The sequence below is a fragment of the Salmonella sp. 2020_1395 genome, from assembly GCF_043848115.1.
Classification (GTDB): Bacteria; Pseudomonadota; Gammaproteobacteria; order Enterobacterales; family Enterobacteriaceae; genus Salmonella; species Salmonella enterica.
This window is the reverse complement of sequence record NZ_JBCMFH010000005.1, coordinates 173008-187798: the sequence shown is the minus strand read 5'-3', so window position 1 is coordinate 187798 and position 14791 is coordinate 173008. Positions and strand designations below refer to the sequence as shown.

At 54.2% G+C, this 14791-nt stretch carries 12 protein-coding genes; 6 read left to right on the top strand and 6 right to left on the bottom strand.

Annotated features, from left to right (window positions below; translation table 11 throughout):
- Positions 1-231: 231 nt before the first annotated feature.
- From citS to ACH0WD_RS10190, 6 genes are all read left to right on the top strand, one after another.
- Complete coding sequence (citS, locus tag ACH0WD_RS10215; protein ID WP_000183601.1) at positions 232-1572, top strand: citrate/sodium symporter CitS; 1341 nt, start codon at positions 232-234, stop codon at positions 1570-1572.
- A 158-nt stretch (positions 1573-1730) separates the two neighbouring features.
- Positions 1731-1970 (top strand): oxaloacetate decarboxylase subunit gamma, encoded by a 240-nt coding sequence (locus ACH0WD_RS10210; RefSeq protein ID WP_001001151.1) that lies wholly within the window; start codon positions 1731-1733, stop codon positions 1968-1970.
- 15 nt (positions 1971-1985) lie between these two features.
- Positions 1986-3752: a sodium-extruding oxaloacetate decarboxylase subunit alpha gene (gene oadA, locus ACH0WD_RS10205; RefSeq protein ID WP_000150458.1), complete on the top strand. Its 1767-nt coding sequence runs from the start codon at positions 1986-1988 to the stop codon at positions 3750-3752.
- A gap of 15 nt (positions 3753-3767) precedes the next feature.
- Positions 3768-5069 carry an oxalacetate decarboxylase subunit beta gene (locus ACH0WD_RS10200; protein ID WP_000444884.1) on the top strand — a complete coding sequence of 434 codons (1302 nt, stop codon included), beginning with the start codon at positions 3768-3770 and terminating at the stop codon, positions 5067-5069.
- 134 nt (positions 5070-5203) lie between these two features.
- Positions 5204-6823, top strand: coding sequence for an ATP-binding protein (locus tag ACH0WD_RS10195; protein WP_001747743.1), 1620 nt, complete (start codon positions 5204-5206; stop codon positions 6821-6823).
- 1 nt (position 6824) lies between these two features.
- Positions 6825-7511 (top strand): response regulator, encoded by a 687-nt coding sequence (locus ACH0WD_RS10190; RefSeq protein WP_000377415.1) that lies wholly within the window; start codon positions 6825-6827, stop codon positions 7509-7511.
- A gap of 21 nt (positions 7512-7532) precedes the next feature.
- Here ACH0WD_RS10190 and rihC read toward each other — a convergent pair whose 3' ends face one another.
- The 6 genes from rihC to ileS all read right to left on the bottom strand — a co-directional run bounded on the left by rihC (position 7533) and on the right by ileS (position 14762).
- On the bottom strand, positions 7533-8453 hold the full coding sequence (gene rihC / locus ACH0WD_RS10185; protein WP_000127273.1) for a ribonucleoside hydrolase RihC: 921 nt from the start codon (positions 8451-8453) through the stop codon (positions 7533-7535).
- A gap of 15 nt (positions 8454-8468) precedes the next feature.
- Positions 8469-9671, bottom strand: a complete 1203-nt coding sequence (locus ACH0WD_RS10180) for an XAC2610-related protein (protein WP_000516319.1) — start codon at positions 9669-9671, stop codon at positions 8469-8471.
- A gap of 199 nt (positions 9672-9870) precedes the next feature.
- Complete coding sequence (gene ispH / locus ACH0WD_RS10175; protein WP_001166428.1) at positions 9871-10821, bottom strand: 4-hydroxy-3-methylbut-2-enyl diphosphate reductase; 951 nt, start codon at positions 10819-10821, stop codon at positions 9871-9873.
- 2 nt (positions 10822-10823) lie between these two features.
- Positions 10824-11273, bottom strand: coding sequence for an FKBP-type peptidyl-prolyl cis-trans isomerase (fkpB, locus tag ACH0WD_RS10170; RefSeq protein WP_000047269.1), 450 nt, complete (start codon positions 11271-11273; stop codon positions 10824-10826).
- A 154-nt stretch (positions 11274-11427) separates the two neighbouring features.
- Positions 11428-11928, bottom strand: a complete 501-nt coding sequence (gene lspA, locus ACH0WD_RS10165; RefSeq protein ID WP_000042736.1) for a signal peptidase II — start codon at positions 11926-11928, stop codon at positions 11428-11430.
- Positions 11928-14762 carry an isoleucine--tRNA ligase gene (gene ileS / locus ACH0WD_RS10160; RefSeq protein WP_001674865.1) on the bottom strand — a complete coding sequence of 945 codons (2835 nt, stop codon included), beginning with the start codon at positions 14760-14762 and terminating at the stop codon, positions 11928-11930. The genes lspA and ileS overlap by 1 nt, the downstream gene beginning before the upstream one ends.
- Positions 14763-14791: the final 29 nt, after the last annotated feature.

Here is a 14791-nt window from a genome sequence, read left to right as displayed (position 1 = left end):
ACGTCGCATATTTCGCCAGCGTTTGTATTACTCGTCTGGAATAGACATCACACTTTACCCCTTGCTTTTATAAGCTTTATGGTTTTTATTTTCTTAATTAACCAGAGTTAATAAAAATAATTAAATTAATTAAAAACACAACCATTCAGTGAAGATAGTCACATCTCACGGTTCATTGAATTTATTAGTATGCGCGGGTCTTGTTACCCATCAATACACAGGAAAATGTTTATGACCAACATGACCCAGGCTTCGGCGACGGAGAAAAAGGGGGCCAGCGATTTACTCAGATTCAAAATCTTTGGTATGCCGCTACCGCTTTATGCCTTTGCATTAATTACTTTATTACTGTCTCATTTCTATAACGCTATACCGACTGACTTAGTCGGTGGTTTTGCTCTTATGTTTGTTATGGGGGCCATTTTTGGTGAAATCGGCAAACGTTTACCGATCTTCAATAAATATATTGGCGGCGCACCGGTTATGATATTTCTGGTTGCAGCTTATTTTGTCTATGCTGGCATATTTACGCAGAAAGAAATTGATGCGATCAGCAACGTAATGGATAAAAGCAACTTCCTTAACCTGTTTATCGCAGTGTTGATCACAGGCGCGATCCTGTCGGTAAACCGTAAGCTGCTATTAAAATCACTGCTGGGCTATATCCCAACCATCCTCGCCGGGATTGTCGGCGCGTCCCTTTTCGGTATCGTCATTGGTCTGTGCTTCGGTATCCCGGTCGACCGTATCATGATGCTGTACGTTCTGCCGATTATGGGCGGTGGTAACGGCGCGGGCGCCGTGCCTCTGTCTGAAATTTATCACTCGGTTACCGGACGTTCTCGCGAAGAGTATTACTCAACGGCTATTGCTATTCTGACCATTGCGAATATCTTCGCCATTATTTTCGCCGCCCTCCTCGATATGATTGGCAAAAAATACACCTGGCTTAGCGGTGAAGGTGAGTTGGTTCGTAAGGCTTCCTTCAAAACCGAAGATGATGAAAAGGCCGGTCAGATTACCCATCGTGAAACGGCGGTTGGCATGGTGCTATCCACCACTTGCTTCCTGCTGGCCTATGTTGTTGCCAAGAAAATTCTGCCAAGCATCGGCGGCGTCTCTATTCACTACTTCGCCTGGATGGTCCTGATTGTTGCTGCGCTGAACGCATCAGGTCTTTGCTCACCGGAGATTAAAGCCGGGGCGAAACGTCTTGCTGACTTCTTCTCCAAACAACTGCTGTGGGTGCTGATGGTAGGTGTAGGTGTTTGCTACACCGATCTGCAAGAGATCATCGATGCCCTGACGTTCGCCAACGTAGTTATCGCCGCGATCATCGTGGTCGGCGCAGTCGTTGGCGCAGCTATCGGGGGCTGGTTGATTGGCTTCTACCCGATTGAATCATCCATTACTGCGGGTCTTTGTATGGCCAACCGCGGCGGCTCCGGCGATCTGGAAGTACTCTCCGCCTGTAACCGTATGAATCTCATTTCATATGCACAAATTTCCTCTCGTCTGGGCGGCGGTATTGTGCTGGTTATCGCCAGCATCGTGTTCAGCATGATGGTGTAAAAAAACGCACGGCGGTGTCTTTGCCGCAAATGACCTGGAGAAAAGTAGAGGCCAAAGCCAGAGGTGGCCAAGGGAAATCCACTCTACTCCTTAGCCGGATTCACCAGGAAGGTTGTCGTCAAGGCCACCGTCGTGCCTCTCATTATGGAAAATGATTCATGAACGAAGCTGTATTACTGGGTGAAGGTTTCACCCTGATGTTTTTAGGGATGGGGTTCGTACTGAGCTTTCTGTTCCTGCTCATCTTTGCCATTCGCGGCATGTCCGCCGTGATTACTCGCTTCTTCCCGGAACCCGTCGCCGCGCCCGCACCGCGCGCCGTTCCCGCCGTGGACGACTTCACCCGCTTAAAGCCGGTGATTGCCGCCGCCATTCACCATCACCGACTTAACGCTTAATTCCCGGAGGGATCCATGACTATTGCCATTACCGATGTCGTCCTGCGCGACGCCCACCAGTCCCTGTTCGCCACCCGCCTGCGCCTTGACGACATGCTGCCGATTGCCGCCCAGCTTGATGACGTGGGCTACGGCTCGCTGGAGTGCTGGGGCGGCGCCACCTTTGACGCCTGCATCCGTTTCCTCGGCGAAGACCCGTGGCTGCGCCTGCGCGAGCTTAAAAAGGCCATGCCCAAAACCCCGCTGCAGATGCTGCTGCGCGGCCAGAACCTGCTCGGCTACCGCCACTACGCCGATGACGTGGTGGAGCGCTTCGTCGAACGCGCGGTGAAAAACGGCATGGACGTCTTCCGCGTCTTCGACGCCATGAACGACCCGCGTAATATGAAGGCGGCATTACAGGCGGTGCGCAGCCACGGCGCGCACGCCCAGGGCACGCTCTCGTACACCACCAGCCCGGCGCACACCCTGCAGACCTGGCTGGATTTAACCGAACAGTTGTTAGAGACCGGCGTTGACTCGATTGCCATCAAGGATATGTCCGGCATTCTCACGCCGATGGCGGCGTATGAGCTGGTCAGCGAAATCAAAAAACGTTTTGAGGTGCGCCTGCACCTGCACTGTCACGCCACCACCGGGATGGCGGAGATGGCCCTGCTGAAGGCTATCGAGGCGGGCGTCGACGGCGTGGACACGGCGATTTCGTCCATGAGCGCCACCTACGGCCACCCGGCCACCGAAGCGCTGGTGGCGACGTTGGCAGGTACTGAGCACGACACCGGGCTGGATATCCTGAAGCTGGAAAATATCGCTGCGTACTTCCGCGAGGTGCGCAAAAAGTATCACGCCTTTGAAGGCCAGCTGAAGGGCTACGACAGCCGTATTCTGGTGGCGCAGGTACCGGGCGGGATGCTGACCAACCTCGAAAGCCAGCTGAAGCAGCAGAACGCGGCGGACAAACTCGACCAGGTGCTGGCGGAAATCCCCCGCGTGCGCGAGGACCTCGGCTTTATCCCGCTGGTGACCCCGACCTCGCAGATTGTCGGCACCCAGGCGGTGCTCAACGTCCTGACCGGCGAGCGCTACAAAACCATTGCCAAAGAAACGGCGGGCATTCTGAAAGGCGAATACGGCCACACCCCGGTGCCGGTGAACGCCGCGTTACAGGCCCGCGTGCTGGAAGGGGGCGCTCCGGTGACCTGCCGCCCGGCGGACCTGCTGAAGCCGGAACTGGCTGAACTGGAAGCGGACGTCAGGCGCCAGGCGCAGGAGAAGGGCATTACTCTGGCGGGAAACGCTATCGACGACGTGCTCACCGTGGCGCTGTTCCCGCAAATCGGCCTCAAATTCCTCGAAAACCGCCACAACCCGGCGGCGTTTGAGCCGGTGCCGCAGGCGGAAACCGCGCAGCCGGTGGCAAAAGCAGAGAAGCCTGCCGCCTCCGGTATCTACACCGTGGAAGTGGAAGGTAAGGCCTTTGTGGTGAAAGTCAGCGACGGCGGCGATATCAGCCAGCTGACCGCAGCCGTTCCTGCCTCCGCGCCAGCCGCTGCCGCCCCGGCGGGCGCCGGCACCCCGGTCACCGCGCCGCTGGCGGGCAACATCTGGAAGGTGATTGCCACCGAGGGCCAGACGGTGGCCGAAGGCGACGTGCTGCTGATTCTGGAAGCCATGAAGATGGAAACCGAAATCCGCGCCGCGCAGGCCGGGACGGTACGCGGTATCGCGGTGAAGTCCGGGGACGCGGTTTCCGTCGGCGACACCCTGATGACGCTGGCGTAAGGACGAGGAGCGGAAATGGAAAGTCTGAACGCCCTGCTTCAGGGCATGGGACTGATGCACCTTGGCGCAGGCCAGGCCATCATGCTGCTGGTCAGCCTGCTGCTGCTGTGGCTGGCGATTGCGAAGAAGTTCGAGCCGCTGCTGCTGCTGCCGATTGGCTTCGGTGGGCTGCTCTCCAACATCCCGGAAGCGGGTATGGCGCTGACCGCGCTGGAAAGTCTGCTGGCGCATCACGACGCCGGGCAGCTGGCGGTGATTGCCGCGAAGCTTAACTGCGCGCCGGACGTGCACGCCATCAAGGAAGCGCTGGCCCTTGCTCTGCCGTCGGTGCAGAGCCAGATGGAGAACCTGGCGGTGGACATGGGCTACACGCCGGGGGTGCTGGCGCTGTTCTATAAAGTGGCGATTGGCTCCGGCGTCGCGCCGCTGGTCATCTTCATGGGCGTCGGCGCGATGACCGACTTCGGCCCGCTGCTGGCCAACCCGCGCACCCTGCTGCTGGGGGCGGCGGCGCAGTTCGGTATCTTCGCCACGGTGCTGGGGGCGCTGACGCTGAATTACTTCGGCCTGATTTCCTTCACCCTGCCGCAGGCGGCGGCCATCGGCATCATCGGCGGCGCGGACGGCCCAACGGCGATTTATCTGTCGGGCAAGCTGGCGCCGGAGCTGCTGGGGGCCATCGCGGTGGCGGCGTACTCGTATATGGCGCTGGTGCCGTTAATCCAGCCGCCGATTATGAAAGCGCTGACCACGGAGACGGAGCGGAAAATCCGCATGGTGCAGCTGCGCACGGTGAGTAAGCGGGAAAAAATCCTCTTCCCGGTGGTGTTGCTCATGCTGGTGGCGCTGCTGCTGCCGGACGCCGCGCCGCTGCTGGGGATGTTCTGCTTTGGCAATCTGATGCGCGAAAGCGGCGTGGTGGAGCGTCTGAGCGACACGGTACAGAACGGGCTGATTAATATCGTGACCATCTTCCTCGGGCTGTCGGTGGGCGCAAAACTGGTGGCGGACAAGTTCCTGCAGCCGCAGACGCTGGGCATTCTGCTGCTGGGTGTGATTGCCTTTGGTATCGGGACTGCGGCCGGGGTGCTGATGGCGAAGCTGATGAACCTGTGCAGTAAGAACAAAATTAACCCGCTTATCGGTTCGGCGGGGGTGTCGGCAGTGCCGATGGCGGCCCGCGTATCGAACAAAGTGGGGCTGGAATCGGACCCGCAGAACTTCCTGCTGATGCACGCGATGGGCCCGAACGTGGCGGGGGTTATCGGTTCGGCCATTGCCGCGGGCGTGATGCTGAAATACGTGTTGGCGATGTAATAGTGGATGGGATACGCATGTCGTATCCCATTTTCATCCAAATTTTTTCTGAAAGAAAAGTAAGTATGAACTGGTTCAGGTTCCGGTGATGCCGAATGCAAGAAAATACCGTAATTAAATATCTAACTACCAATATGTTTATACGGGAAATTACACACTGGTTTGCCAGACGCTCGTTTCAAAACCGGATATTTCTACTGATCCTGTTTACATCCACCATCGTGATGCTGGCAATCACTTGGTATCTGACCGATATCACGAAAGAACGCCTGCATTATCAGGTGGGCCAACGTGCGCTTATTCAGGCAATGCAAATATCCGCTATGCCAGAATTAGTTGAAGCCGTAGAGGCGCATGATTTGTCACGCATCAAAGCGCTGATTGACCCAATGCGCTCGTTTTCGGACGCGACTTACATTACCGTTGGCAACGAAAAAGGTCAGCGACTGTATCACGTCAACCCGGATGAGATCGGCAAATATATGGAGGGCGGTGATAGCGACGACGCGCTGTATAACGCTAAAAGCTACGTATCGGTGCGCAAAGGTTCATTAGGCTCTTCCTTACGTGGTAAATCCCCGATTCAGGACAGTACCGGTAAAGTCATCGGTATTGTTTCCGTCGGCTATACTCTGGAACAGTTGGAGAGCTGGCTTAACTTACAAATCAGCTCGTTGCTGTTCCCGATGGCGTTACTGCTGCTGGTACTGTTGTACTGCGCCCGCCGCTTCTCGCTGCATATTAAAAAGCAGATGCTTAACATGGAGCCGCAGCAGCTTTCACAACTATTAATTCAGCAAAGCGTGTTGTTTGAGTCGGTATTTGAAGGGTTGATCGCCATTGACTCCCATCACCGTATTACCGCTATTAACCAAACGGCTCGCCGCTTACTGAATCTGAGCCAACCGGAGTCTGAACTCATTGGCTATGCAATCCACCATGTCGTGTTGCCGGAGGCCTTCTTTTACGATGCGCCGCAAAAAAACAAAAAAGATGAGATCGTCACCTTTAACCAAATGAAAGTCATCGCCAGTCGCATGGCGGTCATTATTGACAACCAGCCTCAGGGCTGGGTTATTAGCTTTCGCAACAAAGACGATATCAATACACTCAGCCTGCAGTTAAGTCAGGTACGGCAATACGCCGATAACCTGCGCGCCGTGCAGCATGAGCATCGCAACCTTATTTCCACCATTGCCGGACTGCTGTTCCTGAAGCGCTACGATAATGCGCTGGCGCTGATTCAGCAGCAGTCGGAAAGCCACCAGAAAGTACTCGATTTTATTTCCCATAATTTCCGCGACCACCACCTTGCGGGGCTATTAATCGGTAAATATTATCGGGCAAAAGAGCTGGGGCTGGAGCTGATTTTCGATCCTTCAAGCTTTGTTGAACACCTGCCGTCATCGCTCTCGCATAATGAATGGATTTCGATTGTTGGCAATTTATTGGACAACGCCTATAACGCCACCCTGCTCAATAGCGAAGGCTCGCGACAGATTGAGTGCCTGATCAATAGCGAAGGTAATGAAGTCATTATTGAAGTTGCCGATCAGGGATGTGGTATTGACGAAAATATCCGCCAGCATATTTTCGAGCGTGGAGTGACCACCCACAACAACGGCGATCACGGAATTGGATTATGGTTGGTGCACAGCTACGTCAAGCAGGCCAATGGCGACATTATCGTCGATAACAATAATCCTTTTGGCACCATTTTTACCCTCTATATCCCTTTTACCAGAGAAGAATAACATGGATAGCATTACGACACTCATCGTTGAAGACGAACCGATGCTAGCGGAAATCCTGGTGGATACCATCAAGCTTTTTCCCCAGTTTTCAATCGTCGGCATCGCAGACAAACTGGAAAGTGCAAAGAAGCAAATACGCCTCTATCAACCACAGTTAATTCTATTGGATAATTTTTTACCCGATGGCAAAGGGATCGATTTAATTCGTCATACCATCAGCACCAACTACACGGGGCGAATTATTTTCATTACCGCCGACAATCATATGGATACCATCAGCGATGCCTTACGCATGGGCGTATTCGATTATCTGATTAAGCCGGTACATTATCAGCGCCTGCAGCATACCCTGGAGCGGTTCACCCGTTACCGCAGTTCGTTACGTTCCAGTGAGCAGGCAAACCAGACGCACGTTGATGCCTTATTTAATATCCAGGCCAAAGAACAAACCGCAGAACCGAATAGCGGACTGCGGGGAATTGATGAAAACACCTTCAACCGGGTACGACAAATATTCGCCGACCCGCAGGCAGTACATACAGCAGACACTCTGGCGCAAATTCTGGGCAGCAGTAAAACCACTGCCCGACGCTATCTGGAACAAGGCGTGAAAAATAACTTTCTCGAAGCGGAGATCAGCTACGGGAAAGTGGGCAGGCCGGAGAGACTCTATCGCGGCAAAGTATGAGATTATGGCGCCAACATGTAATTACGGCGCACAGGCAAACACCTCAGCCACCCACTGACGAAAACCGTCCACATCCAGCGCCAGCGCCACCTGCGCGTTGGCGGGCTGCCCCAGACGCCCTTCAATATCCACCACCGTGGTACCGGCGGTATATTGCCCCTGCGTTTCTACGGCCACAAAACAGGATTGCAGGGTAAAAAGCTCCGGACGCACCAGCCAGGCGATCGCGCAGAGATCGTGCATCCGGACGCCAGTGCGCATACTACCGCTGCGATAATGGTTGAACAGGCTGTGCAACATCTTACCGGTGCGATTCAGCGCGGGCAGTTTACTTAGAAAATCTGGCGAGAGCATTGCCTGATTCGTGACGTCCAGCCCACACATCACAATCTCAATGCCGCTACGAAATACGTGGGCGGCGGCCTCCGGATCGACAGCAATGTTAAATTCAGCATTAGGCGTAAAATTGCCGCGCCCTGCGGAACCGCCCATCAACACCAGACGGCGAATGTTACACGCACACTCCGGATAGTGCATCAGTAGCAACGCAATATTGGTCAATGGCCCAATCGCCACTAATGTCATGGGCTCCGGGGCGTTCATCAACACATCCCGGATAGCGATAAACGCAGGCTTCGCCAACGGTTGGCGCTGATGGTCGACAAAATCATAGCCTTCCATACCGGATTCGCCGTGGACGTATGCCGCATCGCGTAACGGACGCAGCAACGGCGTCGCGGCCCCTTGTGCAAGTGGCACATCGGCGTCCCAGAAATGCAGAAGCTGCAACGCATTACGGGTGGTTTTTTCGACCGAAACGTTGCCGGCAACGGTGGTTATTAGTTGCAGATCCAGCTCGGGGGCGAACAGCGCAGCGGCAATCGCAGCCGCGTCATCAATGCCCGGATCGGTATCAAGAATAATGTGTAGGGATGCTGTCATTAACGCTCTCCTGACCTATTGTTTTATATCTTCATACTCAGCGCGACTGATACAGGTATCAGGCACATCGTCATCCGTCACCAGACGCGGACTTAGCTTATCACCTTCGATAAACGGAACTAATGGGCAAAAACGCCCTGGCGATGCTTTGTTTTCCTGCCACTGAATCTCAAGCGATTCGGGCTCAGCGCCGGGTTTTTCTGCCTGAATCACGGTACGAACATTACCGATTAGCCAAAAAGGTTGACACGTCCCATCAAGGCTAAGAGGCGGCGTCAAATGACCATTTTTACGTACTAGCGGATAAATAATACGCCCATCAGCGTAGGAAGGTGTCATGTAGCAGTTATACATTTTGCCTTTGCTTATCACAGGCTGAAAGTAGCTTTCACCGCGATCGATCAGTTCAATCGTTTTTCCTTTCCAGCGATACACATTGACGCCATGGCTGCAGCAACCGCCGCGCCAATAGCTGACAATCTGTTTATGTTCAGCATCGATCTCTGGTGAAGTGATTTCCTGATAAGACGCTGGCGCATCAACATAACGCTGTTTGGCGGGGTCATAGAGCCATGTTTGTACTGGAGCATCCGGCCCAGCAAGTAACTCTGTTACAATCGACAGATCCGGGTAGCCATCAAAATTGACATCCCCCCATTGAGGCATAAACGGGCTACAAGTGCCCACCGAGGCGGTATCTAAGGTCTGTATGAGTTTACCATCACGGTATAATTTTATCGCCGAAATGGCCGGCGTATTGCCGCAATCAATCTCTTTGGAAGGGTCGTAACCCCCTGCATCATTCGTGTTCGTGACCAGCACAATATCAGGGGAGTTTTTAGGTTTGAGGTAGATAAGGGCAACAGGAAAATGTCGTTTTTTATCTGCGGACGTCCATTCGCCTTTAATCTCACTGCTGGAGATTTCCGCATTCCAGTAACCCGAAAGCGCCTTTACGCGTTCTTCAAGATGTACCCTTTTATCCTGGAGTGAGCCGCGTAGAACAATCGCTGCCTTGTGCTGATTGCAAGGTTCATAACAGTAATACCCATAAAGCGTGTTACCAAATCGCGTGATATTAACGTTTACCGGTTTCCCCGCGATAGTTCCGGTATAGTTTCGCTCCCAGGCGGGTAGCTCCAGCACCGTAGCGCTTGCCGCGTCCATCCAAAAGCCGATGGCGAGTAACGTTGGCAATCCATATTTTATTTTGCCCATTTCCCTTATCCCTGTAGGCATTACAACTAAAAAACCAGCAACGATTGTGCTGGTTTTTCAGATGAATAGCAAAAAGGTGGGGCATTAGCAACGGATGACGACTACGCCTTATTCTTCCTGTCGCACATTGAATATCAAAAGAAATTCTTAAGATCTGGTCAACGTAGCGTCATCAGGCAGATTTCTGAATTATGAAATCTTATTCGACCTCACGAACATCCACACGCAGCTCTTTCGGCACTTCGAAAACAATATTTTCTTCGCGCCCCTCAAGCGTGACAGCTTCGCCGCCGCCAAACTCGCGCAGACGCGCAATAACATTCTGCACCAGAATATCCGGCGCGGAAGCGCCAGCGGTGACGCCGACGCAGGCGGCTTCTTTCACCCACGCCTCCTGGATATCCGCCGCATCGTCGATAAGAAACGCGGTTCTTCCCATCCGTTGGGCCAGTTCCGCCAGCCGGTTAGAGTTAGAAGAGTTTTTCGAGCCGACCACCAGCACCACGTCAGCCTGCTCGGCCAGCGCCCGCACCGCTTCCTGACGATTAGTAGTGGCATAGCAAATATCGTCTTTGCGCGGGCCGACGATTTTCGGAAAGCGTTTACGCAGCGCATCAATCACATCGGACGTATCGTCCACGGAAAGCGTGGTTTGCGTCATGAAGGAGAGCTTGCCTTCATTTTTGACATTCAGCGTCCAGACGTCCTCTGGCGACTCAACCAGGTACATCCCCCCTTCCGGGTTGCTGTACTGACCCATGGTGCCTTCCACTTCCGGGTGCCCGGCGTGGCCGATGAGAATAGATTCCTCACCGCGACGGCTGGCGCGCGCCACTTCCATATGGACTTTCGTCACCAGCGGGCAGGTGGCGTCAAAAACGGTAAGATCGCGGCTTTTCGCCTCGTTACGCACCGCCTGGGAAACCCCATGAGCGGAGAAAATCAGAATGGCGCCATCCGGCACTTCGCTAATTTGCTCTATAAAGATCGCCCCGCGCTGGCGCAGGCTGTCCACTACATAGCGGTTATGCACGACTTCGTGCCGAACGTAAATTGGCGCGCCGTAAATAGCGAGCGCATTTTCAACAATGCTGATAGCGCGGTCTACCCCGGCGCAAAAACCGCGTGGGTTGGCCAACAGGATCTGCATGTTTATGCCTCCAGCGCCGGATCGATTTCCAGCACTTCAATATCAAAGTGAACGGTATGCCCGGCCAGCGGATGGTTAAAATCAACGGTAATCGAGTCGCCGTTGATTTCGCGAATCACGCCAGGCATTTCGCTGCCATCCATTGCGGTAAAAAGCATAATCGCCCCGACTTCCGGTTCGCCCGCCGCCATAAACTCACGGCGCGAGAAATACTGGATTAAGTCCGGACTGGGGACGCCAAACGCGGCGTCAGGCTCCAGCGAAAACGCTTTCTTTTCCCCTTCTTTCAACCCCAGAAGCTGCTGCTCCAGACCTTCGGAAAGCGAGGTATCGCCAAGACGGAACAGGGCTGGCTTGCCGTTATTGCGGGTAGATTCCGCCGTTGAGCCATCATCCAGTTTCAGGGTGAAGTGAACGAGGATCGCGCTGTTGCTCTGTACGGATTTAGACATGCAAATTGCTCACGTGTTTTGCCCGGAGGCATAAAGAACGATAAAACCGTAGGCCGGATAAGGCGTTTTCACCGCCATCCGGCACCACGTTTGCCTGATGGCGCTGCGCTTATCAGGCCTACAAAACCGGATAAGCGCCATCCGGTATTTACGCTTATGCCTGTTCTTTCGCTGTCGGCTTCGGCAAAAAGCCTTCCAGTACAATCAGCGCCGCGCCGATACAGATCGCGCTATCGGCAAGGTTGAACGTCGCGAAATGCCAGTCGCCGACGTAAAAATCGATCATATCGACAACAAAGCCGTGCCACAGGCGGTCGAACAGGTTACCCAGCGCGCCGCCGATGATTAACGCATAAGCGATGTTATTCAGCTTCTGCGTTGCTTTCGAGCGATACATCATCACCAAAAGAATTACGCAGATACCTATCGCAATCCCGGCAAAGAACCAGCGCTGCCAGCCGCCGCTATCCGCCAGGAAGCTAAAAGCCGCGCCGTAGTTACGCGCATAATGCAGATTAAGCGACGGGAACAGCCCTACCGTATCCCCCAGAGCGAAATTCTGGAGGATCAGGTATTTGCTGCCCAAATCGATAATCAGCACGACTACTACCAGCCATAGCCAGCGTAGTCCTGTTGAACAGAGTGGTTTACTCATCAGGCAAATTTACGTTGTTCGCCATTACCGGCGATGTTGCTGACACAGCGTCCGCAGATATCTGCATGTTCCGCCACCTTGCCGACATCAGTAGTGTAGTGCCAGCAGCGCGGACACTTATCACCCTCGGCACGCGTTACCACTGCCTGAACTGTCGTATTACCAGCATTGTACTGAATATTTTCATCATCAATACCCCCCGCTTGCTCAGAAATCACGAACTGGGAAGTAATGAAGATAAATCTGACCTCTTCACCCAACAGTTTCAGCTTCTTGATCGTACCGTTAGCATCGTCAGCATATTTCAGCGTCACTTTTGCTTCCAGGTTCGATTTGATGCCATTGGCTTTCTGATTTTCCAGCTCTTTGTTGACCTGGTCCTTGATATAGCGGACATCGTCCCAGAATGCGTCATTAAATTCTTCATTCTCTTCCAGGCCAAACAACCCGTCGTACCATTCGCCGGTGAAGACATATTTTTCACGCTCGCCCGGCAGGTAGCCCCAGATTTCATCAGCCGTGAAGGACATGATCGGCGCCATCCAGCGAACCAGTGCTTCTGCGATATGATACAGCGCAGTCTGGCAGCTACGACGCGCGACGCTATCGGCCTTCGCGGTGTACTGGCGGTCTTTGATGATGTCGAGGTAGAACGAGCCCATTTCAACGGAGCAGAAGCGCATCAGGCGCTGTACCACCTCATGGAAGTCGTAAGCTTCGTATGCCTTCAGAATCTCTTGCTGCGCCGTTTTCGCGCAGCCCACCGCCCACCTGTCCAGCACCACCATCTCTTCCGGTTTGACCATATCGGTGGCCGGATTGAAGCCATTGAGGTTCGCCAGCAGGAAGCGCGCGGTATTACGGATACGACGATAGCTGTCGGCAGCACGTTTCAGGATCTCGTCAGAGACCGCCATTTCGCCGGTATAGTCAGTAGACGCTACCCACAGACGCAGGATATCCGCGCCCAGTTTATTCATCACATCCTGCGGCGACACGGTGTTACCGATGGACTTGGACATCTTGCGCCCTTGACCATCGACGGTGAAGCCGTGAGTCAGTACCTGGCGGTATGGCGCTTTGCCTTTCATCGCCACGCTAATCATCAGGGAGGACATAAACCAGCCGCGATGCTGGTCAGAGCCTTCCAGATACATATCGGCAGCATGACCGGCGAATTCCGGACGTGCGTCAACCACGGAGTAACTGGTGGAACCGGAATCAAACCAAACGTCCAACGTATCCGGAACTTTCTCGTATTGATCGGCATCTTCGCCGAGGATCTCTTTCGGGTCGAGATCCCACCACGCCTGGATACCGTCAACTTCGACGCGTTTCGCCACCTCTTCCATCGCCGCCAGAGTACGCTCAATCGGCAGCAGCTCCTGCGTTTCTTTATGCACGAACAGCGACATCGGTACGCCCCAGGTACGCTGACGTGAGATACACCAGTCAGGACGATTAGCGACCATTGATTCAATACGCGCCTGACCCCAGTCCGGGATCCACTGAACGCCTTTGATCTCTTTCAGCGACTGTTGACGAAGCCCTTCTTTATCCATGCTGACGAACCACTGCGGGGTCGCGCGGAAAATGATCGGCGTTTTGTGACGCCAACAGCACGGATAGCTGTGCTGCATTTTTTCGACATGCAGTAGCGCGCCTTTTTCTTTCAGCAGTTCAATAACGATATCGTTCGCCTTGAAGACGTTAACACCGTCAAGCGTTGGATATGTGCCTGGCAGGTAAGCGCCGTCCGGGCCAACCGGGTTAGCGGTTTCCAGGCCATACTTTTGACCGATCACGTAGTCATCCGGGCCGTGGCCAGGGGCGGTATGTACCGCGCCGGTACCTGCGTCCAGGGTGACGTGATCGCCGAGGATCGCCGGCACGTCAAAGCCCATAAACGGATGGGTAAAGCGCAGCAGTTCCAGCTCCGCGCCTTTAACGGTGCCGAGAATGGTGTATTCAGCCGCGCCAATACGCTGCATGACGCTTTCAACCAGATCTTTCGCCAGAATCACCGCCTGGCCGTCAATCTGCACCAGCGCATAATCAAAGTCCGGCGCCAGGGAGATGGCGCGGTTAGCCGGTAGTGTCCACGGCGTGGTGGTCCAGATAACCAGCGACACAGGGCCGCTCACGCCCGGCAAACCAAACTTCGCTTTCACCGCATCCTGATCGACGGCGCGGAACGCCACGTCGATAGACGGCGACGTTTTGTCGTAATATTCAACTTCCGCTTCCGCCAGCGCGGAACGGCAGTCAACGCACCAGTGCACCGGCTTAGCGCCTTTGTGCAGATGACCGTTTTTGATAATTCTGCCCAGCGCGCGGATGATGTTGGCTTCGGTTTTGAAGTCCATGGTCAGGTACGGATGCGACCAGTCGCCCAACACGCCCAGACGAATGAAGTCTTTACGCTGGCCGTCAACCTGCGTAGCGGCATATTCGCGGCACTTGGCGCGGAATTCAGCGGCAGTGAATTTCTCGCCCGGCTTACCGAACTCCTGCTCGACTTTCAGCTCGATAGGCAGACCGTGACAGTCCCAGCCCGGCACGTAAGGCGAGTCAAATCCCGACAGTCCTTTGGACTTCACGATAATGTCTTTCAGAATCTTGTTAACTGAGTGACCAATATGAATGCTGCCATTCGCATATGGAGGGCCATCATGCAGAATGAAGGTTTTTTTGCCTTTTTTGGCCGCACGAATGATGCCGTACAGATCATCATCGGTCCAACGCGCCAGCATTCCCGGTTCACGCTTGGCGAGATCGCCGCGCATCGGGAACCCTGTTTCCGGCAAATTCAGGGTCGATTTATAGTCACTCATCAGATTCTCGGTTCCGTATTTCGGTTTGA